The organism is Flavobacterium arcticum, from assembly GCF_003344925.1.
Taxonomy (GTDB): domain Bacteria; phylum Bacteroidota; class Bacteroidia; order Flavobacteriales; family Flavobacteriaceae; genus Flavobacterium; species Flavobacterium arcticum.
In genome coordinates this window covers 518,022-542,978 of sequence record NZ_CP031188.1, presented here as the reverse complement: position 1 = coordinate 542,978, position 24,957 = coordinate 518,022, and the positions used below count along the sequence as shown (strand labels likewise).

Here is a 24,957-nt window from a genome sequence, read left to right as displayed (position 1 = left end):
TTATGGCTTTACTGGAATTTAATAATATAGGTATCAAAGGTATTGCTGGAGCAGTGCCTAAAACGGTTATTAATAATTATGAATATACCAAATATTTTCCGGCAGAAGATGTAAAAGATATTGTAGATAAAACAGGAATATATGAACGCAGGTTTGCAGATGATGCCACTTGTGCATCTGATTTATGTTATCATGCTGCCGAAAAACTTATATCAGATTTAGCTATAGATAAATCGGAAATAGACCTTGTAGTTTTTGTTTCACAAACGGGAGATTACCGTATGCCTGCAACATCAATAATTTTGCAAGACAGACTAGGGCTTGGTAAAAACACAATAGCTTTTGATGTAAATTTGGGCTGTTCGGGTTTTATTTACGGTATGTCTATAGTATATAATTTTGTGCAACAATCAGGTATAAGAAAAGCTCTTTTATTGGATGGCGAAACACGCTCTAAAGTATATAGCGCTAAGGATAGAAAAACAGCTTTCTTGTTTGGCGATGGTGGTATTGCTGCTCTTATAGAAAAAGGTGAACAATACGGACAAAGCTGGTTTTCACTTAACTCTGATGGAGGTAGATCATCTTTAATAAAAATGGATGCAGGTGGTTACCGTAACCCAAGTACTCCTGAAACATTAGCGGAAAAAGTAGTAGATGAGCACGGTAATATTCGTTCTGATGAGCATGGATACATGAATGGTGCTGATGTGTTTAATTTTGTGCTTGCCGAAATACCTAAAGACATTAAAAAGACATTTAAATTTGCTGAGAAAACTACGGCAGATCCTGATTTTTTTGTGTTTCATCAGGCAAATAAATATATGAATGATTATTTACAAAAGAAACTAAAGCTGGAAGATGAAAAAGTACCTGCTTCGGTTTCAAAATTTGGTAATACATCATCAGTATCTATACCCTTAACGATAGTCTCAGAGTTACAAGGTAAGCTCGAAGGGGATAAAGAACTGTTTCTTTGCGGATTTGGTGTAGGTATGTCTTGGGCTTCAGCTATTATAAAAACCAACGATTGCTATATAAGTGATTTAGTAGAGATATGATTCAATCAGAAATAAATGCCTTTGCATTACAAGGCAAAACTATTGTTGTAACAGGTGCTACATCGGGCATAGGCAAGCAAATAGCCATACTATGTAGTGGCCTTGGTGCATCGCTTATCTTATTAGGGCGTAATACCGAAAGGTTAAACGAAACTATGTCATCTTTACATGAGCCAGATAATCATTTGGCATATGAAATTGATATCAATAATTATGATGCGGTTGCAGATATAATTAAAGATGCAGTTGCAAAGAAAGGTAAACTTAATGGTTTGGTAAATTGTGCAGGAGTTTCTCCTACAATGCCTTTTCGTACCACATCGACAACTAAAATGGAAGAAGTCTTTGCTACTAATGTTATTGCTGCTATGAACCTTACAAAACTAGTTTGTAAGCCTGCAAATATGATTAGTGAAGGAGGGAGTGTTGTGTTTATAGCCTCTGTAATGGGAACAGTAGGCGAAGTGGGGAAATCGTTATATGGTATGAGTAAAGGTGCGCTTATAGCGGGAGCGAAATCGATGGCTATAGAGTATGCAGCTAAAAATATTCGATTTAATACCATATCACCAGGTGTAGTAGTAACGCCAATGTCAATGTCATCAGAATATAGTAAGGATTCTGACAAATTAGATTTTGTAACAAAATTGCACCCGTTAGGATTAGGTATGCCACAAGATATTGCACAGGCTACTGTATTTTTGCTCTCAGGGGCTTCTCGATGGATAACAGGAGTGGATTTAAAAATAGATGGAGGATATACTGCTAAATAAACGATGTTTTAGTTAATTAATATAATAAAATGGAGCAAATAATAATTATAGGTGCTGGTGGACATGCTGCAGAAATAGATGAGTATTTAACGCATACCAACTCATTAACCGGTGAAGTAAAATATAAAGTAATAGGCTTTATTGATGATAATGCTGCGAGTTATCAGGTATATAAATTCTCTGCACCATACTTAGGTTCTATAAAAGACCACGTAATTAATGAAAATTGCTCATATATAATGGGTATTGCTAATTTAAAGTTTAGGAAAATTATAACTGAGAATTTTCTTGAAAAAGAAGCGAACTTTTTAACATTTATACATCCATTAGCTTATGTTTCTCCGTCTTCTAAAATAGGAGAGGGTGTAGTAATAGCACCTTATGTAAATATAGGTCCTAATGTTGTTGTAGGCAATTTTACTTTAATAAACTCAAGAGCCAGTATGGGGCACGATAGTAAAATAGGTACTTTTAACTTTATTAGTCCCAATGTTTGTTTTTCTGGTTTTACTACCGTTGGCGACGAAAATTTATTCGGTATCAATTCGGCATCAATACCTCAAATAACTATTGGTAACAGAAATAAAATTGCTGCGGGTATGGTTGTAGAACGTAATATAGACGACGATACTACTTATTTCCACAGATTTAAAGAGAAAGTACTTGCTATACCAAAAGTATAGATTGTTCTTGCAATAATATTGCTGAATTAATAATACAATGTTAATATTAGAGAGTCTAAGCCTGTATATATTCATAAAATATTAAAACAAATATTTATAAATAACATAAGGATTTCGACTACATTTGTAAAGAAAATAATTACATTATAAATGGAATTAAGTAAAATATGGCTTTCATCTCCGCATATGGGAGGTAAAGAAGAGGTATATGTTAAAGAGGCTTTTGATACAAATTGGGTAGCTCCATTAGGGCCTAATGTTAATGGCTTTGAAAATGATATTGAAAACTATCTTGAAAAAGAAGTATATGTAGGGGCTTTGAGCTCAGGTACTGCAGCACTACATATTAGTTTAGTTTTATTAGGTGTACAGCCTGGCGATGAGGTTATATGCCAGAGTATGACTTTTTCAGCCTCTGCAAATCCTATAATGTATTTAGGAGCTACACCTATTTTTGTTGACAGTGAGACTGAAACTTGGAATATTTGCCCAGATGCTCTTGAAGATGCTATTAAAGATAGAATAGCTAAAGGTAAAAAGCCCAAAGCTATTATCGCGGTACATTTATATGGTATGCCTTTTAAGGCAGATGAAATTTTAAAGATTTCACAAAAATATGAAATACCTATTGTAGAAGATAGTGCCGAAGCTCTAGGAAGTACTTATAAAGGACAAAAATGTGGAACTTTTGGCGATATTGGCGTATTATCATTCAACGGAAATAAAATTATAACTACTTCGGGAGGTGGTGCACTTGTAACAGCTAAAAAGGAGTGGAAGGATAAAGCTGTTTTTTTATCTACACAAGCAAGAGATAATGCACCTCATTATCAGCACAGTGAAGTAGGTTACAATTATAGAATGAGTAATATATGTGCGGGTATTGGGCGAGGACAAATGGAAGTATTAGACTCACATATCGCAAAAAGAAGAAGTATGAACGATTTTTATACTGATTTGCTTAGGGATAATGATGCTATAACTGTTTTTAAAGAACCTAATGAAGACTATTTTTCTAATCATTGGCTAAGTGCTATTTTGGTGAATCCAGAAAAAGCTAATGGTCGTACACGAGAGGATTTACGACTTAGTTTAGAGGGTAAGAATATAGAGTCTAGACCATTATGGAAACCGATGCATATGCAGCCTGTTTTTGAGAAGTTCCCTTTCTATGGAAGTAATGTGTCTGAAACGCTATTCGAAGACGGTTTATGTTTACCATCGGGTTCTAATTTAACATCAGAAGATAAAACAAGAATAAAAGATTCGATACAATCTTTCTTTTAATGAATGTTGAGTTTTTGTTAAAAAGTTATATATTTATCAATGTTTTTTAAATTAATAGGCTTAGTTAAACCAAAGATGTAGTGGAGAAGAAGTTTAAAAAAAATATGTTTAATGCTGTTGATAGTGCATTTAATAATACAGGGGTCTGGAAGGTTTTTGATAATTTAGGCTATTTGCCAAGATGGATTATTCTTGTAATAGATTTATTTGTTATTACAGTTACAGGTATTCTATCATATGTTTTAATACATAGAACTGGGGTGTTATATATTAATCCTAAGTTATATATTGTAAGTATTCCTGTCTACTTATTTATCAGCTTTGTTACATTTCGTGTTTTTAGAACTTACTCAGGTATTATTAGGCATTCATCTTATATAGATGCTGTAAAAATATTTTTTTCACAATTTACTGCAGCATTTCTATTGCTTGCTTTTAATAGTGTTTATAAATCACTTACTGACGATTTACTGTTCCTAAACATAGGAATACTTATTAATGCTGTTTTTTCTTTTGCTAGCCTTTTCCTATACAGGGTTTTAATAAAGCAATTCTTCGAAAATTATTTAAATCAAACTAAGAAACAACACCTTGCCAAAGCAATTATTTATGGTACTGATGCTAATGCCATTGCTGTAGCAAACGCTTTAAAGTCAGAGGTTCCCGGAAGGTTTAAATTAGTAGGTTTTATTGATAAATACAGTCAAAATAAATCAAAAATGATTTTAGGGCTGCCTATTCTTCAACATAAAAAAAAGACATCTACTCTTATGCGTGTCTTTGGGGCACAAGCGCTTATCATTGCAGATAAAAGTCTAACTAAAGATGAAAAGCTAGCTATTGTAGATGAGTGCCTTGAGTTTAACTATAAGGTATATACTGTTCCTTTGGTTTCTGATTGGGAAGATCAAAAAGAAATATCAAAAAAAATAAAGAATTTCCAAATTCAGGATTTATTAGAGCGAAAGCCTATTGTGCTTGATAACAATTCTATATCTAACCAATTGAAAGGTAAAAAGGTATTGATAACAGGTGCTGCAGGTTCTATAGGTAGTGAAATTGTACGACAGGTAATTCAGTTTAATCCGCAATGCGTTATTATGCTAGATCAAGCCGAAACACCATTACATCACCTTGGTCTTGAAATATGTAAAATTGAAGCTAAAACAAAATTAGTTCCTATAATTGGAGATGTTAAGAATAGCGCTGAGCTTGATGAGGTTTTCAAGACCTATAAACCAGATGTAGTTTACCATGCGGCAGCATACAAACATGTTCCGCTTATGGAAGGCAATCCGTCTCAGGCTATATTTGTAAATGTTTTAGGGACTAAAAATGTAGCAGATCTTGCTTGTAAATATAATGTTGATAGTTTTGTAATGGTATCTACTGATAAGGCTGTTAACCCTAGTAATGTAATGGGAGCAAGTAAAAGAATAGCTGAAAAATATGTACAAGCGCTACATAATAAATTACTTGCAGAAGGTAAGAGTGATACAAAATTTATCACTACACGTTTTGGTAATGTATTAGGTTCTAACGGGTCTGTTGTGCCTTTATTTACTAAACAGATAGAAAATGGAGGTCCTATAACGCTTACACATCCCGATATTATAAGATACTTTATGACCATACCTGAAGCTTGCCAACTTGTACTAGAGGCGGGGGCTATGGGTAAAGGAGGCGAAATTTATATTTTTGATATGGGCAAGCCAGTAAAAATTATAGATCTTGCTAAGAAAATGATTAGACTCGCTGGTTTTATACCAGATAAAGATATAATGATAAAGATTGTAGGGCTTAGACCAGGTGAGAAGCTTTATGAAGAGTTACTTAATGACACATCTAAGACACTACCCACTCATCACGAAAAAATAATGATTGCACAGGAAGTATATGATGATTTTTCTCGTTTAGAAGATCTTACTAATGATTTAGTGCAATGTGCATCAGGATACTCAGGTATAGAAGTTGTATCTAAGATGAAAGAAATTGTCCCAGAGTTTAAGAGTATGAACTCAAGCTTTCAATCGTTGGATAAGAGTACAGTAGACTAACGATTTTTTTATATTAAAGTAATATATCTTAATAATAAAAAATTATCTTTGCCCAAATATTCTTACTTATTTATAGGTTAAGTGCCTAAATGTTCAATAAGATTTTTCATGATAAAAAAAGCAATAGTTTTTCTTACTATATTACTTGTGTTTAGTTCGTGTGTATCTAACAAGAAAATTATTTATTTTAATAATACGTCAGGTACAGAAAATAGAAATGAAGACGATACATTAAAGTATGCTAATGTTTTACAGCCAGATGACAAAGTTATGGTTATGGTTACTGCTGATGAGCCATCGCTTGCCGCACCATTTAATCTTGTTTACCTTAATATACAAAGTAACCAAATGACTAATGTTAATAACAATGATGCATTAACTAGTTATTTGATAGATCAGGACGGATATGTTGATTTTGCAGGTATCGGAAAAATAAAATTATCTGGATTAACACGTATAGAAGCAGAAGCGAGCATTAAAAAGTTATTAGAAAAACAGCTTACTAATCCAGTTGTAAATTTACGAGTTATAAACTTTAAAGTTTCTGTTATAGGAGAGGTTGCTGCGCCTGGTTCTGTTAAAGTTGATGGAGATAGAATTACAATTCTTGAAGCCTTAAGCATGGCAGGAGATATGACTATATATGGAAAACGAAAAGAAGTAGTTGTTATAAGGGAAGATAATGGAGTAAAATCAATAAATACAGTTGATATTACAGATTCTACTATTATTGATAGCCCTTTTTATTACTTAAACCATAATGATGTGGTATATGTAAAACCTAATAAAACAAGAGTAAACTCATCTGTGATAGGACCTAACCTAACGGTTGCTATATCTGCAGTTTCATTACTTGTTACTATAATTGCTTTAAGCACAAGATAATAATATAAATGCAACAAGATAATAATTATAAAGAAGATTTAGATTCAGGTTTTAATCTTAAGGAGACTTTTTTTAGATATCTACGAAAATGGCCTTGGTTTTTAATTGGTGTACTATCATTTTTCTTACTAGCTTTTCTTTATTTACGATATAGTGTTCCTAAATATAGTGCATCTGCTACAATTATGGTAAAAGATGATAAAAAAGGAGGGATGGTTTCTGATCTTGCTTCTTTGAGCGAGATGGACATGATGGGGGGTGTTAAAAGTACTGTTGATAATGAAATTGAAATTATAAAATCTCGAACAATTATAGAGTCAGCTGTAAGAGATCTTGACCTAAATGTACGTTATATAAGAAAAGGAACAGTTAAAGCTGTCGATTTATATAAAAAATCACCTATAAAAGTTGTTCTTTCTGATGAAGATCTTATTACTAATAGCTCTAAATTTAGAGTATTATATAAAGGAGATAATAATTATACCCTTTTTGATGCTGAAGACAATAAATTGGGGACATATAAATTCGGACAGGTTGTAAAACATAAAAATGGAGATTTTACAATACTTAATCAAGACTCAGATAATTCAGGTTTTGATATAAACTTTTCTATATCTCCTATACTTAGCGTAACGCAGAGTTATAAAAGTAAGCTTAATGTAAAACTTGTAGATAGAACCAGTGTTGTACAATTATCAATTGTAGATCCTGTAAAAATCAGAGCCGAGGATTTCTTAAATACTGTAATAGCTAATTATAATGAAGATGCTAAGCGAGATAAAGGCGAGGTTTTTAAAAACACAGCTGAGTTTATCAATCGCCGTATTGAGCTTATAATGGATGAGTTAGGTGATGTAGAAGAGGAGGGCGAACAATATAAAAAAGATAAAGGGCTTACAGATATAGTTTCTGAGGGAAGTCTTTTTCTTCAAAATGCATCAGAGTTCGAAAAAAGTTTTATAGAAACCGAAACTCAATTGCGCATCGTTAAATCATTAAAAGAGAATGTCCTAGAATCATCTAATACAGATCTTATTCCGGCTAATATATTAGCTCCAACTGCGGTAGATGCTACATCGGCATCATCGCTAATAGACGAGTATAATACATTGATGCTTCGAAAAAATAAGATAAAATTAGGGGCTACTGAAGAAAATAAGCAACTTATTAATATAAATGTTCAACTTACAGCGCTTAAAGAGAACATAGTAGCTAACTTAGATAGACTTAATAATACACTCCAAATAAGGAAGCAAGACCTTAACTTACAACAAAGAAAAGTGTTAGGTAAAATTGCAGAGATACCTACTCAAGAAAGAGAGTATAAATCAATTTCACGTCAACAAAATTTAAAGGAAGCTATTTTTGTATATTTATTACAAAAGAGAGAAGAGACAGCAATATCACTTGCATCTACTACTTATAACGCTAAAATAATAGATCCTGCCTTATCTTCAGATGTGCCAGTATCTCCTAAGAGAAGATTAATATATATAACAGCAATTTTAGTAGGTCTTATTATCCCATTTAGTATAATATATTTACGAGACCTTTTAGATACTAAATTACATGGTTATCGCGATCTTAAACATTTACCTGTACCCTTTTTGGGTGATGTTCCAAGAACTGAGTCTAGTAATGAGTTGATAAGCCTTAATAGTAGATCTAGTACGGCAGAATCCTTAAGAATAGTAAGGACTAACCTTGAGTTTATGTTAAGTCAAGTACCCGAAGGTGTTGCAAAAACTATATTTGTAACATCTACAGTACCAAAGGAGGGGAAAACATTTATATCTGTAAATCTGGCTACAACTATTGCGTTGTCAGGAAAGAAAGTTATGCTAATAGGTATGGATATTAGAAACCCTAAATTAGATGAATATATTGATTTGCCTTCAAAAGGGTTGAGTAACTATATCTCTACTACTGGTACTACTCTTGAAAGTTATATTGTTAAGCAAACAGGGTTTGATAACTTTGATGTATTACCTCCAGGTATTATACCACCTAATCCTGCTGAATTACTTATGAGTTCAAAAATTGGAGAGTTATTTAATAGATTGAAATCAGAATATGATTACATAATTGTAGATACTGCTCCAGTAAGCTTAGTTACTGATACACTTATTATTGCTAAATATGCACATTCAGTAGTATATGTCGCGAGAGATGGCTATTTAGATAAGCAAATGCTTACAATACCTGAAAGACTATACGAAGATAAGAAATTACCAAATATGGCAATATTACTGAATGATACTAACCAAAAAAGTGGTTATGGCTACGGTTATGGTTATGGCTACGGTTATGGCTATGGTTACGGTTATGGACCTGAGGTTAAAAACCGATCGTTACTAGACAAAATTTTAGGACGAAATAAATAGAATTTGATTCCTTTATTGATAAATAAAAACTCCGATTTTAAAATTTAAAATCGGAGTTTTTGTTTAATGCCTTTTCTAGGTTTGAATATTTTTTTAGTAGAATAGGATTTTTTAAAGATTCTGTATGGCGGGTATGATGCGCATCAGAGCCTGCGTAATCAATCATATCTTCATCAAGAAGCATTTTACTTATGTCAAGAACTTGCTTACCATAATAACCCGTAACAGATAATAGGTTGATTTGAAATAAGCACCCTGCTTTTTTAAGCTTTTTGTAGGCATCTAAGTTTTTATAATAAAAAATATACCGTTCAGGGTGTGCCAGTATTGGTTTGTACCCCGCAAGTTGTAATTCAAATAATATATCAAACAATTGCATTGGTGGGTTTAGGTAAGACATTTCTACCAACACATAGTTATCTTTCAAAGTTAATAATTGTTCCGATTTGAATAGCGACATAAAAGTATCGTCCATTAAATATTCGGCCGCAGCTTTAAAGGGTACAGTAATGTTATTCTTTATTTGGCTTTGTAATGCTTTTTTTTCTATAGTTTTAATGCCTTTGGTAGTATTATTCCATACACCTGTTAATACGTGTGGGGTGGTTATAAACTGACTAAAGCCGTAACCCATTAACGTGTTTATTAATCTATTAGAATCTTCCTCATCTTTAGCACCATCATCTATGCCAGGTAATAGGTGCGAGTGAATATCTATGTATCCATCAGGAATAAGATCGGTAAGTCGGGTTTTGGGTTTATTAAAGAAAATCAAAATACCAGTTTTAAATTATATCATACAAAAGTAAAGCAAAACAGTTATTTATAATTGAATTTTATGCTGATTTAAGCTGTTGATTTTTATTCTCTTTAATAACACGTATAAGCACTAAAGCATGTAAGATAATAATGGGCAGCATGATTAAGAGATGAGGCTTATTAAGCATGTAAATTACGTACAATAGTAATAGTGCCACGCAAATGTATGTTGTAACTTGCATACCCTTTGTTTTATTGGCTATACTAAAGAAGGCTAATAATATAAACAACGGATTAATTAGTAACGTGTTATAGTTTTGTGTTATTTCATTATGAAAAGAGTAGAAACCTACGGTTAAAAAAAAGATGCCTAGTAGACCAGTTATAATCATATAAGATAATCTTACAGTTCTGTTTTTGGTAAAATACATTAGTAAAATCATTACAAAAGCAAAGCTGTAAAAGTTATTCCATAAAGAGCTTTCTTGTTGCTCGTTTTTTTCTTCTACTACTGTAACAGTATTCTTTGCTAATGGTTTACCATTTATTGTAGTGTTTTCTATCCCTTCTTTTAATTCTAAAGGTAAAAAGAGCTTATCAGATGTTTTATCTGTTTTATGACCAAAAATTAAATTGATACCCAGTTTTTCATAAAAATGATCATCAAGATAACCGTATAATATTTCGCGATTGGTTTTACCCTTATCTACTGTTTCCATAGATATTTTGCCATCAATATTGTCGGTAATAATATCAGCAACCATAGTTGTACAATTACGATCTATAAATTTATAGGTATAAAAACGCCTGTCTGATAGTAGTATGTCGCTTAGCTCATTGGCAATATTTTGTTTTTGCGTAGCGTTTAAAAATAGTTCTTGCTCATATACAGATCTTTCATAATAAATATATTCTGCTATAAAATCATTATACGAACCTATAGATACAAAATATTGTAAATCGCCTTTTATGAATTTTAGATAGAAATTAGGAGTACTAAAATCGAATGACCCAAAATTATAAACAACATCCATTCCTCTATTTGGGTCGGCTACTCTAATAGCCGTATGTCCAAAAACAGAATATAACTCTTCACCAGTTCCACAGGTTAATAGTGTTATTTTTGCTTGCTCCGAAAGTGGAATTTGAGCAAAAGCTTTTGGTAAGAATAAAAAAGATAGAAGTAAAACGAATACAATTTTAAGACTTCGCATCAGGATTTGGTTTTTAGCGTATAAAGTTACCCAAATCTACTTTAAGAGAAAAAATATTTGAATAAAGAGCTGCACTTTGATCGCCAATATCTGTAAGGGCATAATCTATAGATATACCTTTATATTTAAATCCTAATCCTATATTAGGCTGAAAGCTCAATTTTTCGGAATTATCTATTTGAGTAATGGTCTGAAAGTTACCTACACCGCCTCTTAAAAAGACAACATCAATATATCCGAACTCAAAACCAAGAGCGGGGTCTATACTTACCACTTCGGTAGAAATGATATCTTGAGTTTGTGCAAAGCGCATATTCAAATTAGCAGCAGCCAAAATACTGTAGTCATAACGTATTAGGAATTTTTTTGCAAAACCTAGCTGCGCTTTGGGTAATGTTATTTCGGTAGTTTCGGGCAATTCCTGATTCTCACCAGGTACAGCATCACGAATGGTAGCATACTCTTCTTCATCAATACTCCATACATTATATGTTGTGGTTATATCGCGAAGCATTAATCCTATTTTCCATTCGTTTTTGGTTTGATATTGTATGCCAATATCAAAACCAAAGCCCCATGAGTTAGCAAAATCACCAATTACTCGGCGTATTACTTTTGCATTAACGCCATAGTTTAAACCATCTAGTGGTAATGAGCGTGCATAAGATAGTGTAACGCCATAATCGGCTGTAGAGAAAAGGCTAATTCTATTGTAATCAATATTACCTTCACTGTCTATAAGTTGTGTAGTGTTTAAGATGTCATCTACTCCAAAGCGTATTACTGACATACCAAATGCAGAGCGTTCATCTATAGGCATAGCAAAGCCAGCATAATCATACTGTGCTATATTAGCAAAGTAGCTGGCGTGCATTAATGCAAACTGCTTATCTTTTACTTGCATTAGTCCTGCTGGGTTCCAGTATCCTGAGTTTACATCGGCTGTATGCGCTGTAACGGCGTTACTCATGCCTAATGCGGCTGCATCTACACCTATGTTCATAAATTCATTAGAATACTTTGCAACAGACTGTGCGTAAGTATAAAATGATAAAAAAAGTGATATAATTAATAGAAACTTTCTCAACGCTGTTATTTTGTGCAAAGATTACATAAAAATCTCAATTACTAAACTCTAATTCAATTAACTTATTGTGTTAACTTTGTCCATATAAAAAATATAAACCATGTCTGTTCTCAAACAAGTACCTAATTTTATTACGTTACTAAACCTTACTGCCGGACTTATAGCCCTTGTGTATGCTTTTGACACCAACTTACAAATGGCATTTATATGGGTATGTATAGGTATATTTTTAGATTTTTGGGATGGTTTTTTTGCCCGCATCCTAAAAGCACAAAGTGCCATTGGGTTGCAGCTTGATTCACTTGCCGACATGGTAACAAGTGGAGTAGTGCCTGGTGTGGTTATGTATAAACTGCTAGAAAACATACAAGAACTGCATGAAGATTACAATTTAAGTGCCGACAATTATTATCTAGGCATGTTGCCTTATGTAGGTTTTATAATTACACTTGCATCATGTTATAGATTAGCAAAGTTTAATGTTGATACACGACAAACAGAATCTTTTATAGGGTTGCCTACTCCTGCAAATGCATTATTTATATTGAGTTTGCCAGTAATATTAAACCATTCTGACGGCTCAGGGTTTGTGTTCGAAACGCTTAGTAACCCTTATGTGCTTATAGGAATTAGTTTGCTTAGTGCTTTTATGCTGAATGCAGAGATACCGCTCTTTTCATTAAAAATAAAACACTTTAACTGGGCTACCAATAAAATACAAATCATATTCCTTGTGTTTTCAGTATTGTTACTGTTCTTCTTTCAATATTTAGGGATACCGCTTATTATACTTTCGTATGTGATTTTTTCTTTTATTAATAATAAATTCATAAAGAAACCTGCTCAGTAAATGAAGCGTTCTGCGCCGCCAAAAAAAATAGTTCCGCCAAAAAAAGCTCAAGTAAAAAGAAAGCCTGTAAAGAAAAAGAAACCTTCTTCTGTTTGGGTAAAGGTTAAATGGTGGTCGATTATTTTATTAGTTACAACAATATTGATTGCAGGATATCAATATCGTAATGGTTTATTGTACTATCTCGGTTTTAAAACGGATAGACACATAAAAACACTAACTAAAGAAGAGCGTAAACTTGCTGATCTTCGTATTTATGAAATTGTAGGACGTCATAAAGATAAAATATTCGGTATCGATGTTTCGGAGTACCAAGGTATGATAGACTGGAATGAGCTACAAAAAGCCGAAGAGGAATTTCCTTTACATTTCATATTTATACGTGCTACGGCGGGTAAAGACAAAACAGACAATAAGTTCAAAAAGAACTGGAGGCATAGTAAAGAAAACGGCTACTTGCGCGGAGCATATCACTACTACCGTCCTGACGAAAACTCCATTCTACAAGCAGATAATTTTATTAAGACTGTAAAGCTTGCCAAAGGCGATTTGCCACCAGTACTGGATATTGAGAGAATGCCTAAAGCTCAAAGTATGGAAAGCCTTAAATTAGGTTTACAACGATGGCTAGATAGGGTAGAGCAGCACTATGGTGTTAAACCTATTATATATAGTGGAGAGAGTTTTTATACTGATTTCCTGAAAAAAGAATTTACTGACTATAGTTTATGGATAGCCAACTATAGTTTTTTTAAAGAAGAGATAAGGAAAGAATGGTTGTTTTGGCAATTTACCGATAAAGCCCAAATAAAAGGTATTGAAGGTAATGTTGATGTAAATATTTATAATGGTAATTTAGAGGAGCTAATAGAGTTGGTTATTTCTGAAAAATAAATAGGGTTGTATTAACCTATTTTTATTATTTTTAGACTCTTAAATTTATTTTATATGGGTTACAGGATTTTATTTTTATTTTTTACTTTCGTTTTTTTTAGTTGTGCTTCTACAACTTCTTCAAGCTCAAAAGTTGTAGATGATGATTATGGATATTCCGAAAATAATCCAATAAAAGTTGGCGGACCTTCAAACGGACCTGCTAATGAAAGAAAGTATTTATATAGCCTTACAGGATTAAATGGTGAGCAGGTTACTTTTGTTAGGAAAGGTAGTTGTTGTCATTTTGAGAGCAAAAATGCTTTTGGATTAGGGCTGCTTGATGTTTATGAAGTTCAAATTAAGGGTGATACGGTAAAGAAAACACTTTATTTAAATATGTACGATAAAGATAAACTTTATGCTCCAAAAGGATTTTTGATGAAAAAGTAAAGACTATATTTCATTTTTCACTTCAGCTTCCTCAACATTTTTTTGGAAATCTAGTTTCTTTTTACGCAGTTCAAAGTTTTGTCCTAAATATACTTTTCGCACCATTTCATCTTCTACCAGTTCTTCAGGCTTACCTGCTTTAAGGATACCGCCCTCAAACATTAGGTAGGTTTTATCTGTAATGGCTAGTGTTTCTTGTACATTGTGGTCGGTAATAAGAATACCAATGTTTTTGTTTTTAAGTTGTGCCACAATACGCTGAATATCCTCTACAGCTACGGGGTCAACCCCTGCAAAAGGTTCATCAAGCAGAATAAATTTTGGGTCTGTGGCAAGTGCGCGTGCTATCTCGGTTCTTCTACGCTCACCTCCCGATAGTAGGTCACCACGATTAGTGCGTATGTGTTCTAGCGAAAACTCATCAATAAGTGATTCCATTTTGGCTTCTTGTTCTTTCTTAGATAGTTTGGTAAGCTGTAATACGCTCATTATATTATCTTCAATACTTAACTTTCTAAAAACAGAAGCTTCTTGTGCTAGGTAGCCAATACCGTTTTGGGCACGTTTGTACATCGGGAAATTAGTAATCTCCATATCATCAAGGTAAATATTACCACTATTAGGTTTTACCAGCCCTACTATCATGTAAAAAGAAGTAGTTTTACCAGCCCCATTAGGACCTAGTAAACCTACAATCTCTCCTTGTTCTACCTGTACCGAAATGCCTTTTACAACACTACGACCTTTATATGTCTTTACTAAATTATCTGCTCTTAAAATCATAGTTGTATAAGGTTTATTACCGCTATCTTATTTAGCATTATTTTCTAATGCTTCCCAAAATTCATAAGCTCTTCTTAGGTGTGGTACCACAATAGTACCACCTACAAGTGTTGCTATGCTAAGGGCTTCCATAACTTGTTCTTTACTCAATCCTTCTTTATGGCAGGTCTCTAAATGATATTTAATGCAATCATCACAACGCAATACTGCCAATGCTGTAAGTCCCAGTAGTTCTTTGGTTTTCACATCAAGTGCACCCTCCATGTAGGCATTAGTATCAAGATTAAAGATACGTTTAATAATTTTATTATTATCAGTGAGTAGCTTGTCATTCATTTTCTGACGGTACTCATTAAATTCTTCTACTATATCAGCCATATATTATTGTTTATTAGCTCTTTTTTCCATTCTTGTTGCTATAATGATGCTTAGTTCATATAGTAGCATTAAGGGTATAGTAACAATTATTTGGCTTACTACATCAGGTGGTGTTACTACGGCAGCGACCAAAAGCATAATAACATAAGCATATCGTCTTGTGCTTTTCATTGTAGCGGCACTAACCAGTCCTACTTTAGACAGGAAATACATTATTATAGGCAGCTCAAAAATCAAGCCACATGATATAGCTGTAGTTTTTATAATACTAAGATAAGATTGTAGGTCAATATCATTTTTAACCACGCTACTTATTTGATAATTTCCTAAAAAGTTAAGCGATAGTGGTGTAATAATGTAGTAACCAAACAGTATCCCTGAAAAGAAAAGTACTGAAGTAGAGAAAAGAAATGCTACAGCATATTTTCGCTCAGTGTCATATAATGCGGGACGTATAAATTTCCAAAACTCCCATAATATGATAGGGAAACCCAGTATGAAACCTGCTGCTATAGATGTCCATATATCAGTAGAAAACTGCCCATCCATAGTACGACTTTGTATCTCGAACGGTAGTTTTTCCATGCAAAAACTTTTATCAAGACCATAGGTGTTTGCTAAGTCGCAAAAGAAACGATAGGTAACAAAGTCACCATTTATAGGCGCAAATATAATTTCGTCGAAAATAAAACTACTAAAAGCAAAAGCAATTGATCCACAAACTATTATAGCTAGTGTGCTTCTTACTAATAACCAGCGCAACTCTTCCAAATGATCTATGAAAGACATTTCGCTTGGACTTTTCTTTTCTTTTTTTGCCATTTTTGTTTAGATAATTCCTTCTTTTAGTATATCGTGTAGGTGTAGTATGCCTTTATAGACACCATCATCTGCTACAACAAGCTGTGTAATAGCGAAGTTTTCCATAGTGTTAAGGGCTTCTGTTGCCATTGCAGTTGTTTTTATTGTCTTTGGGTTTTTTGTCATAATATCGGCAGCGGTAACACCTGCAATATTATCTCTATCGTTAAGCATTCGCCTTATATCGCCATCGGTAATAATACCTATTATTTTTTCATTGTCAATTACTGCTGTAACACCCAGTCTTTTTTCAGATATTTCTACAATTGCTTTTTTAATGCTGCAATCTGGGCTTACTTGTGGTTTATTGATGTCGTCTAGCATATCGCCTACGCGTAGTAGTAGTTTTTTACCTAATGCACCACCAGGGTGGTATAATGCGAAATCTTCACTTTTAAACTCCCTGAGCTCCATAAGGCATACGGCAAGCGCATCACCCAGTACTAGTTGTGCTGTAGTACTGTTAGTAGGAGCAAGATTGTTGGGGCAAGATTCTGTTTCTACATGTGCATGTAAAACATAATCTGATTGTTTGGCTAAAAAAGAATCTTTATTAGCTGTCATCCCTATTAAGATGTTGCTATAACGCTTTAATAGCGGAGCAAGTACTTTTATTTCTGGGCTATTACCACTTTTAGAAATACATATAACCACATCGCCAGGCTGTACCATACCCAAATCGCCGTGTATGGCTTCAGATGCGTGTAAGAAAAGCGATGGAGTACCCGTAGAGTTTAATGTTGCTACTATTTTAGAGGCTATTATAGCACTCTTGCCTATTCCTGTAACCACAACACGACCTTTACTGTTGTAAATAGCCTCTGTGGTTTTAACAAAATCATTATCTAGGTACTGTACTAAGGCGGCAATGCTCTCACTCTCAGAAAGTATTGTTCTTTTGGCAGAAGCCAATATTGTATCTGTATTTATCAAACTTTGTAAATGTTTAAAAAGTTGTGCGTATTAAAGATTTTTGTATCTTTAGGTTCTGCAAATTTATGTAAATTACTATTAATAAATAATGAAATCAACCGAAATTGACTTATACAAAGAGTTAAAAAAGTATTTTGGTTTTAACAAATTTAAAGGCCTTCAAGAGGATGTTGTTACAAGTATAATTTCTGGTAACAACACATTTGTTATCATGCCTACAGGCGGTGGGAAGTCATTGTGTTATCAGTTACCTGCGCTTGTGTTAAATGGTACAGCTATTGTAGTTTCGCCTCTTATTGCTCTTATGAAGAATCAGGTAGATGCTATTCGTAGCCTTTCTTCAGAATCTGGGGTAGCCCATGTTCTAAATTCGTCACTTACCAAAACCGAAATAAATCAAGTTAAGACCGATATAACATCAGGACTCACAAAACTTTTATACGTTGCTCCAGAGTCGCTTACCAAAGAAGAGTATGTTAATTTTCTAAAGGGGGTTGATATTTCTTTTGTAGCTATAGATGAGGCGCATTGTATATCTGAATGGGGGCACGATTTCCGACCAGAGTATCGTAATTTGAGGAGCATAATAAAGCAACTAGGCGACGTACCAGTAATAGGACTTACAGCCACTGCAACCCCTAAAGTACAAGAAGATATTCTTAAAAATCTTGATATGTCTGATGCCAATACCTTTAAGGCATCGTTTAATAGACCTAATCTCTACTATGAAATACGTACAAAGACAAAGAATGTAGAGAGTGATATTATCCGTTTTATAAGGCAACACAAAGGCAAATCAGGAGTTATATACTGTCTTAGTCGTAAAAAAGTTGAAGAGGTAGCACAGGTATTACAGGTAAATGGTATTAGTGCTGTGCCATATCATGCAGGTTTAGATGGTAAAACACGAGCCAAGCATCAAGATATGTTCCTTATGGAAGATGTAGATGTAGTAGTAGCAACTATAGCCTTTGGTATGGGTATAGATAAACCAGATGTTCGTTTTGTAATTCACCATGATATACCTAAGTCGCTCGAAAGTTACTATCAAGAAACAGGACGTGCAGGACGTGATGGTGGCGAAGGGCATTGTTTGGCTTATTATGCATATAAAGATATTGAGAAGCTCGAAAAATTCATGTCAGGTAAACCTGTAGCCGAACAAGAGATAGGATATGCTTTACTTCAAGAAGTTGTAGCATATGCTGAAACATCGATGTCGCGTCGAAAATTCCTGTTGCATTACTTCGGAGAAGAATTTGATGACGAAACAGGCGAGGGTGCCGATATGGATGATAATGTTCGTAATCCTAAAAACAAAGTAGAAGCTAAAGATCAAGTGGTAACCTTGCTAGAAACTGTTAAGGGTACACGTCAGCTATATAAATCTAAAGAAATTATATTTACACTTTTAGGTAAAGTAAATGCGGTTATAAAATCACATAAAACAGATGCTCAACCTTTCTTTGGTAAGGGTGTGGGTTTTGACGAGAAATACTGGATGGCACTCATACGTCAAGTTTTAGTAGCAGGATACCTTTCTAAAGATATAGAATCGTATGGTGTTATAAAAATAACCCCCGAAGGAGAAGCATTTATAGAAAATCCAGAGTCATTCATGATGAGTGAAGATCATGACTATGGTGGAAGTGATGAAGGAACTGTAGTTACCACATCAAAACCTTCGGCTGTGTTAGATGAGGTACTCATTGGTATGTTGAAAGATCTTCGTAAAAAGGTAGCTAAAAAACTAGGTGTACCTCCATTTGTAGTATTTCAAGACCCTTCTCTTGAAGATATGGCGCTTAAATACCCTGTAACCGTAGAAGAAATAGGAAGTGTGCACGGTGTGGGTGAAGGTAAAGCCAAGAAATATGGTAAAGAATTTGCCGAGCTTATAGCACAATATGTAGCAGATAATGACATTATGCGTCCTGATGATCTTGTAGTAAAATCTACAGGGGCAAACTCTGGACTTAAACTATATATTATTCAGAATATAGACAGAAAGTTGTCTTTAAATGATATTTCTAAAGCAAAAGGACTAGATATGGAAGGTTTGCTAAAAGAAATGGAACAAATAGTATATTCTGGTACGCGACTAAATATAAAATACTGGATAGATGAAATATTAGACGAAGACCAACAAGAAGAAATTCAGGATTACTTCATGGAATCGGAATCAGATAATATAAAAGCCGCTCTTTCTGAGTTTGATGGTGACTATGATACTGAAGAGCTTCGACTAATGCGTATTAAATTTATTAGTGAAGTGGCGAATTAATTCTCAGTATTCAGTCATAATAAGAGTATTAAAAAAACAGGAAAAGCTCAATAAGTAAATACTTATTGAGCTTTTCCTGTTTTTTGCGCCATTTACTATCATGATTACTCACCATACAATTCTCCTCTATGCGGTTTTAGAGCATCACGTACGGGTATCATAAAATCATCAGTTACTACTATCCATGCAATAGCATGCATATCATTTATATTATCAAAACCTGTAATATTTAATGGTAGCTTTTCTATTGCGATATATTCTTTAAGGTGTATTTCATGATGTTCTGCCGTTTTTGCCGAGGCAGGACCTCGAAAATCCCATATTAGTTTTATTTTTCTCATGTTTAGGTAAAAGTTTAAAGACGTAAAGTTATAAACTTTGTGAGCAAAATAAATATCTTTGGAGTAAAGACATTATTTATGAAATATACTTACTATTTAGTTTTATTGGTTACAACTGTTACTTTTTCTCAAGAATTAACTTTAGAGCGTGCCAATGGTCTTGCAGGTTTACCATTAAAGTGTTTACAACAAGAATACCCTAATAAGCTAAGTCAGTTACTTGCAGATTCTACCGAAATAGCTAACCCTAAAGCATTACACCCTGCTTTTTATGGTTGTTTCGACTGGCACTCTTCAGTCCACGGGCATTGGAGCTTGGTGTATCTGTTAAAGCATTTTCCTGATCTTGATAGGAGAGAGGAAGCTATTCTTAAACTAAAAATAAATTTATCTAAAGAGAATATTGCACAGGAAATAGCCTACCTGAATAAAAAACACAATAAATCATACGAGCGTACCTATGGCTGGGCTTGGTTATTAAAATTACAGCAAGAATTAGACGCCTATAATGAACCTTTTGCTAAAGAAATGGCTGCCAATTTACAACCATTAACTACTATAATTGCTGAACGCTATATTGAATTTTTACCGAAGCTAAACTATCCGTTACGTGTTGGGACACATACCAATACTGCTTTCGGGATGTCATTCGCGTGGGATTATGCTGTTCATGCTAAAAACACAGCCTTGCAAAACAGTATCAGAGAGAATACTTTAAGACTGTTTAAAAATGATATAGATTGCCCTTTTGAATGGGAACCTAGCGGTACTGATTTTCTTTCGCCATGTATGGAAGAAATAGGCATTATGCAACGAATATTACCTGAAAAGGAGTTCCTGAAATGGTTGAAAGATTTTGCTCCTTCTCTTTTTAATAAAAAGTATACATGGGAACCTGGTAAAGTATCGGACAGGAGTGATGGACATTTGGTACACCTTGACGGGCTTAATTTTAGTCGTGCATGGAATTTTTATCGTCTTGCTAAGCAATATCCAAAACAATTAGGGCATTTAAAACCTCTTGCCGATAAACACCTTATGCACTCGTTACCTGCTATAGTAGATGGAGATTATGCGGGCGAACATTGGTTGGCAAGTTTTGCACTACATACTTTTGAAGAGAAGCAAGACATTAGCCAATAGTTAACAGTCAATAATCATTAAAAAAATATTTACTTTTGCGCCATGCCAAGAGAACTCCAAATACAAGTTGCGCCAGAGGTTGCTGCACAAATGCCATTGCTTATAGCTCATGTTGCTAAGTTGATGCATAGTAGTCCGAATGAAATAAATCATTTGGTAATATTAAAGCGGTCTATAGATGCACGTCAAAAGACGGTTAAAATAAACCTGAAAGTAGCGGTATATTATAATGAAGAATATACAGAGACAACTATACCGTTACCAGAATATAACGATGTGAGAAATGCTCGTGAGGTAATTATTATAGGAGCAGGTCCTGCAGGGTTATTCGCGGCATTACAGTTGATAGAACTGGGTGTAAAACCCATTGTTTTAGAACGTGGTAAAGATGTTCAGGCACGTCGTCGTGATCTTAAAGCTATTAACCGCGACCATATTGTAAACGGTGACTCTAACTACTGCTATGGCGAAGGCGGTGCAGGCACATACTCTGACGGTAAATTGTATACTCGTTCTAAAAAGCGTGGCGATGTCGATAGAATACTCAGGCTGTTTGTAGCCTTTGGTGCTTCGCCCGATATATTGGTAGAAGCACATCCGCATATTGGCACAAATAAACTTCCAGATATTATTAAAGCCATCCGCGAAAAGATAATAGAATATGGAGGACAAGTATTATTTGATACTCGTGTTACAGATATTTTAGTAAAAAGTAATACAGTAACAGGTATTACCACTCAAAATGGCGATACTATAAAAGCAGATAAAATAATTCTTGCCACAGGACATTCGGCTCGTGATATATTTGAATTATTAGATAGAAAGAAGATATATATAGAAGCTAAGCCTTTTGCATTGGGTGTTCGAGCAGAGCATCCGCAAAGTCTTATAGATAGTATCCAATATAGTTGTGATATTACTACGGGTAGGGGCGACTACTTACCACCATCTCCTTACTCTATTGTAAAACAAGTAGGAGGCAGAGGGATGTATTCTTTTTGTATGTGCCCTGGTGGAGTTATAGCACCTTGTGCCACTAGTGAAGGTGAGGTAGTAACCAATGGCTGGTCACCATCTAAGCGGGATCAAGAAACTGCTAACTCAGGTATTGTAGTAGAGTTAAAGCTCGAAGATTTTAAACCATTTGCCAAGTTTGGAGCATTAGCGGGTATGGAATTCCAAAAAGCGATTGAACAAAAGGCTTGGCATTTGGCAGGCGAAACACAGCGAGTACCCGCACAACGCATGGTCGATTTTACACAAAGTAAAATATCTACAGATATTCCTAAAACATCTTATGTACCAGGGACTACTTCGGTAGAATTAGGACAGGTATTCCCTAATTTTATAACCCAAACATTACGAGAAGGTTTTATTGAGTTTGGTAAATCGATGCGTGGTTACCTTACTAACGAAGCGATATTACACGCACCCGAATCGAGAACTTCATCGCCTGTGCGTATTCCTCGTGACCACGAAACCTTAGAGCATGTACAAATAAAAGGGTTATATCCTTGTGGCGAAGGGGCGGGCTATGCAGGAGGTATTATTTCGGCAGCCATAGATGGTGAGAAGTGTGCATTGAAATGTATTTAATATTTTAGATATGTTGTTGGTATATCTCTTGTTAAGTTTCTGAACTTTCAAAATTTTTGAACGATAATTAACAGATGTTAAACATGCTGTTGCTTTGTTGTTTAGTAAATTTGTTGAACAAAATACTACTACTATGGCAACAAAAAAAATAAAAACTCCGACTAAATCAGATATTATAACTAAATATACCGACTATTGCCTCATGAATGGCAGTAGCCCTGCTACGGTATATAAGTTTGCTAAAGATAATGGTTTTGAAGAGGCAGATTTTTATGCTTTTTTCAGTTCTTTCGAAATGTTAGAGCATCAGTATTTTACCGAGATGTTTACATACACACTCGAAATGCTGGAACAATCGCCTAATTATGTAGCGTATGATGGCACACAAAAGCTATCTGCTTTTTATTTTACGTTTTTTGAACTGTCAACAGCCAATAGAAGTTTTATAATGTATTTAATGGGAGATGGAAATTCGCGAATGCGCAATTTGCTAAAATTGAAAGAGCTTCGTAATGTGTTTACAGATTATGCTGCGGAGGTTTTAGAAAAGCCATTAAATGTTGATAATGAACGTGCTGATAAAGCACAGAGTAAAGCACTTAAAGAAGGTGCGTGGTTACAGTTTTTATCTATATTTAAGTTTTGGATGGATGATGTTTCTCCTTCGTTTGAAAAAACAGATATTTTTATAGAAAAATCAGTTAAAGCATCATCAGACTTAGTGTATAACACACCACTTCAAAGCTTGTTTGATTTGGGTAAGTTCATTTGGAAAGAAAAATTCACCGCTTAAACTCTTATTATGAAAAGATTAGACTCTATACCCACCAATAAAATTGAGCGGGTAACAAAACTTGTATCTACAGGTGTAAAAATAGGCGGGAATTACCTTAAATATTATGGGCAAAAAATGGTAAATCCAGAGCTTACTAAAGATGGTTTGCATGAAGATAATGCTACTGATATTTATGATGGTTTAAAAGAGCTGAAAGGTAGTGCGCTAAAAGTAGCACAGATGCTTAGCATGGAGAAAAACCTGCTACCGCAGAGTTATGTTGAGAAATTTTCGCTAAGTCAGTTTTCTGTACCACCGCTTTCGCCACCTTTGGTAATGAAAACGTTCAAAAAGTATTTTGGTGTAGAGCCATACGTACTTTTTGATGAGTTTGACTCAGAGAGCATCAATGCGGCAAGTATAGGGCAGGTGCATAAAGCTAAAAAAAATGGTAAAGACCTCGCTGTAAAAATCCAGTACCCTGGAGTACGTGATAGTATAGGTACAGATATCGCAATGGTAAAACCTATTGCCTTACGTATGTTTAACCTGAAAGGGACTAGCGATGAGTATTTTCAAGAGGTGGAAGACAAATTGATGGAAGAAACGGATTATACACTTGAGTTACAGCAAAGCGAAATTGTGCGTGAAGCTTGTTCCAATCTAGATAATATCATTTTCCCTAAATACTATCCTGAATTATCATGCGAGAAAATAATTACGATGGACTGGATGCAAGGTAAACACCTTTCAGAATGGTGTAAAGAAGAACATTCGCAAGAAGAGCGTAATAAAGTAGGGCAGGCATTATATGATTTTTATATGTATCAAATACACGTGTTACATAAATTTCATGCCGATCCGCATCCTGGTAATTTCTTGGTAGATGAAAATGCACAACTAATAGCTATAGACTTTGGTTGTATGAAAGAACTGCCAAAAGCGTTTTATACGCCTTACTTTGAGTTGATACAACCCGAAACATTGGATAACGATACTTTGTTTACAGAAAAATTAATAGAGCTGGATGTTTTAAAAACTGATGACACCCCCAAAGAGTATGAGTACTTTAAGGCTTTATTTCATGAATTGCTTACTGTATTTGTAGAGCCATACCGTCATGATCATTTCGATTTTTCACAAGAGATATTCAGTGAAGCCATTGCAGGTTTAAGCGATAGGTTTGCTAACGATAAGAATATTAGAAAAATGAATACAAATCGCGGTAGCAAACACTTTATTTATGTAAACAGAACATTCTTTGGGCTGTATAGTTTATTATTTGATATAAAAGCAAATGTAGCGATTCGTGGGTTTGAAAAATACCTCAAGTAAAGGAAACAAGTCCTATTTGCCATCAAGAACCTGCTCTGTTTGCGAGTGTGAGTTTACTTGGCGAGAAAAGTGAGCAAAAAACTGGGATGATGTAAAATATTGGAGTGATAATTGCCGTAATAAGTAATCTTTATTTTTTTAGAATTTTATATTGATTAAAGA

At 34.3% G+C, this 24,957-nt stretch carries 24 protein-coding genes; 16 read left to right on the top strand and 8 right to left on the bottom strand.

The annotated features are described in order from the left end of the window. The first annotated feature begins 2 nt into the window (after positions 1 to 2). From DVK85_RS02450 to DVK85_RS02420, 7 genes are all read left to right on the top strand, one after another. Positions 3 to 1,061 (top strand): 3-oxoacyl-ACP synthase III family protein, encoded by a 1,059-nt coding sequence (locus DVK85_RS02450; protein WP_114676908.1) that lies wholly within the window; start codon positions 3 to 5, stop codon positions 1,059 to 1,061. Continuing rightward, positions 1,058 to 1,834, top strand: a complete 777-nt coding sequence (locus tag DVK85_RS02445) for an SDR family NAD(P)-dependent oxidoreductase (RefSeq protein ID WP_114676907.1) — start codon at positions 1,058 to 1,060, stop codon at positions 1,832 to 1,834. Before DVK85_RS02450 ends, DVK85_RS02445 begins: the two co-directional genes overlap by 4 nt. Before the next feature lie 29 nt (positions 1,835 to 1,863). Further along, the gene (locus DVK85_RS02440) at positions 1,864 to 2,517 is read left to right on the top strand and encodes an acetyltransferase (RefSeq protein ID WP_114676906.1); all 654 of its coding nucleotides are present in this window, start codon (positions 1,864 to 1,866) and stop codon (positions 2,515 to 2,517) included. 150 nt (positions 2,518 to 2,667) lie between these two features. Next, positions 2,668 to 3,804 carry a DegT/DnrJ/EryC1/StrS family aminotransferase gene (locus DVK85_RS02435; protein WP_114676905.1) on the top strand — a complete coding sequence of 379 codons (1,137 nt, stop codon included), beginning with the start codon at positions 2,668 to 2,670 and terminating at the stop codon, positions 3,802 to 3,804. 80 nt (positions 3,805 to 3,884) lie between these two features. Then, positions 3,885 to 5,861, top strand: a complete 1,977-nt coding sequence (locus tag DVK85_RS02430; RefSeq protein ID WP_394338164.1) for a polysaccharide biosynthesis protein — start codon at positions 3,885 to 3,887, stop codon at positions 5,859 to 5,861. Positions 5,862 to 5,969: 108 nt separating this feature from the next. After that, positions 5,970 to 6,746, top strand: coding sequence for a polysaccharide biosynthesis/export family protein (locus DVK85_RS02425; RefSeq protein WP_114676904.1), 777 nt, complete (start codon positions 5,970 to 5,972; stop codon positions 6,744 to 6,746). 8 nt (positions 6,747 to 6,754) lie between these two features. After that, positions 6,755 to 9,130, top strand: a complete 2,376-nt coding sequence (locus tag DVK85_RS02420; protein ID WP_114676903.1) for a GumC family protein — start codon at positions 6,755 to 6,757, stop codon at positions 9,128 to 9,130. 37 nt (positions 9,131 to 9,167) lie between these two features. Here DVK85_RS02420 and DVK85_RS02415 read toward each other — a convergent pair whose 3' ends face one another. The 3 genes from DVK85_RS02415 to DVK85_RS02405 all read right to left on the bottom strand — a co-directional run bounded on the left by DVK85_RS02415 (position 9,168) and on the right by DVK85_RS02405 (position 12,190). Continuing rightward, positions 9,168 to 9,905, bottom strand: coding sequence for a tyrosine-protein phosphatase (locus DVK85_RS02415; RefSeq protein WP_162845277.1), 738 nt, complete (start codon positions 9,903 to 9,905; stop codon positions 9,168 to 9,170). Positions 9,906 to 9,966: 61 nt separating this feature from the next. After that, a complete protein-coding gene (locus DVK85_RS02410; RefSeq protein WP_114676902.1) occupies positions 9,967 to 11,103 on the bottom strand; it encodes a lipoprotein N-acyltransferase Lnb domain-containing protein in 1,137 nt (378 codons plus the stop codon). 13 nt (positions 11,104 to 11,116) lie between these two features. Next, on the bottom strand, positions 11,117 to 12,190 hold the full coding sequence (locus DVK85_RS02405) for a putative type IX sorting system protein PorV2 (RefSeq protein ID WP_394338163.1): 1,074 nt from the start codon (positions 12,188 to 12,190) through the stop codon (positions 11,117 to 11,119). A 100-nt stretch (positions 12,191 to 12,290) separates the two neighbouring features. Here DVK85_RS02405 and DVK85_RS02400 point away from each other — a divergent pair, with 100 nt between their 5' ends. The 3 genes from DVK85_RS02400 to DVK85_RS02390 are packed head-to-tail and all read left to right on the top strand — an operon-like array spanning position 12,291 to position 14,366. Then, positions 12,291 to 13,040: a CDP-alcohol phosphatidyltransferase family protein gene (locus DVK85_RS02400; protein WP_114676900.1), complete on the top strand. Its 750-nt coding sequence runs from the start codon at positions 12,291 to 12,293 to the stop codon at positions 13,038 to 13,040. Then, positions 13,041 to 13,934: a glycoside hydrolase family 25 protein gene (locus tag DVK85_RS02395; RefSeq protein WP_114676899.1), complete on the top strand. Its 894-nt coding sequence runs from the start codon at positions 13,041 to 13,043 to the stop codon at positions 13,932 to 13,934. A gap of 54 nt (positions 13,935 to 13,988) precedes the next feature. Next, the gene (locus DVK85_RS02390; protein ID WP_205431296.1) at positions 13,989 to 14,366 is read left to right on the top strand and encodes a 2-dehydro-3-deoxyphosphooctonate aldolase; all 378 of its coding nucleotides are present in this window, start codon (positions 13,989 to 13,991) and stop codon (positions 14,364 to 14,366) included. Positions 14,367 to 14,369: 3 nt separating this feature from the next. Here the strand turns inward: DVK85_RS02390 and lptB are convergent, their stop codons facing one another. Genes lptB through DVK85_RS02370 form a run of 4 tightly spaced genes read right to left on the bottom strand, consistent with a single transcriptional unit; the run spans position 14,370 to position 17,321 of the window. Beyond that, positions 14,370 to 15,149: an LPS export ABC transporter ATP-binding protein gene (gene lptB / locus DVK85_RS02385; protein WP_114676898.1), complete on the bottom strand. Its 780-nt coding sequence runs from the start codon at positions 15,147 to 15,149 to the stop codon at positions 14,370 to 14,372. Positions 15,150 to 15,176: 27 nt separating this feature from the next. Further along, a complete protein-coding gene (locus DVK85_RS02380) occupies positions 15,177 to 15,527 on the bottom strand; it encodes a carboxymuconolactone decarboxylase family protein (protein WP_114676897.1) in 351 nt (116 codons plus the stop codon). A gap of 3 nt (positions 15,528 to 15,530) precedes the next feature. After that, positions 15,531 to 16,349 (bottom strand): twin-arginine translocase subunit TatC, encoded by an 819-nt coding sequence (gene tatC / locus DVK85_RS02375; protein ID WP_240339558.1) that lies wholly within the window; start codon positions 16,347 to 16,349, stop codon positions 15,531 to 15,533. Between the two features lie 6 nt (positions 16,350 to 16,355). Next, the gene (locus DVK85_RS02370) at positions 16,356 to 17,321 is read right to left on the bottom strand and encodes a KpsF/GutQ family sugar-phosphate isomerase (protein WP_114676896.1); all 966 of its coding nucleotides are present in this window, start codon (positions 17,319 to 17,321) and stop codon (positions 16,356 to 16,358) included. Between the two features lie 88 nt (positions 17,322 to 17,409). Here DVK85_RS02370 and DVK85_RS02365 point away from each other — a divergent pair, with 88 nt between their 5' ends. Further along, positions 17,410 to 19,605, top strand: coding sequence for a RecQ family ATP-dependent DNA helicase (locus DVK85_RS02365; RefSeq protein WP_114676895.1), 2,196 nt, complete (start codon positions 17,410 to 17,412; stop codon positions 19,603 to 19,605). A 104-nt stretch (positions 19,606 to 19,709) separates the two neighbouring features. Here DVK85_RS02365 and DVK85_RS02360 read toward each other — a convergent pair whose 3' ends face one another. Then, the gene (locus DVK85_RS02360) at positions 19,710 to 19,946 is read right to left on the bottom strand and encodes a hypothetical protein (protein ID WP_114676894.1); all 237 of its coding nucleotides are present in this window, start codon (positions 19,944 to 19,946) and stop codon (positions 19,710 to 19,712) included. A 78-nt stretch (positions 19,947 to 20,024) separates the two neighbouring features. Between DVK85_RS02360 and DVK85_RS02355 the strand changes: the two genes are divergently transcribed. The 5 genes from DVK85_RS02355 (at position 20,025) to DVK85_RS02335 (ending at position 24,868) form a co-directional block, all read left to right on the top strand. Next, positions 20,025 to 21,089 carry a DUF2891 domain-containing protein gene (locus DVK85_RS02355; protein ID WP_114676893.1) on the top strand — a complete coding sequence of 355 codons (1,065 nt, stop codon included), beginning with the start codon at positions 20,025 to 20,027 and terminating at the stop codon, positions 21,087 to 21,089. A 42-nt stretch (positions 21,090 to 21,131) separates the two neighbouring features. Continuing rightward, complete coding sequence (locus DVK85_RS02350; RefSeq protein WP_114676892.1) at positions 21,132 to 22,685, top strand: NAD(P)/FAD-dependent oxidoreductase; 1,554 nt, start codon at positions 21,132 to 21,134, stop codon at positions 22,683 to 22,685. A 133-nt stretch (positions 22,686 to 22,818) separates the two neighbouring features. After that, a complete protein-coding gene (locus tag DVK85_RS02345; RefSeq protein ID WP_114676891.1) occupies positions 22,819 to 23,478 on the top strand; it encodes a TetR family transcriptional regulator C-terminal domain-containing protein in 660 nt (219 codons plus the stop codon). Positions 23,479 to 23,487: 9 nt separating this feature from the next. Further along, a complete protein-coding gene (locus DVK85_RS02340; protein WP_114676890.1) occupies positions 23,488 to 24,795 on the top strand; it encodes an ABC1 kinase family protein in 1,308 nt (435 codons plus the stop codon). Next, positions 24,770 to 24,868, top strand: coding sequence for a DUF2256 domain-containing protein (locus tag DVK85_RS02335; protein ID WP_240339557.1), 99 nt, complete (start codon positions 24,770 to 24,772; stop codon positions 24,866 to 24,868). Before DVK85_RS02340 ends, DVK85_RS02335 begins: the two co-directional genes overlap by 26 nt. Positions 24,869 to 24,957 lie beyond the last annotated feature (89 nt).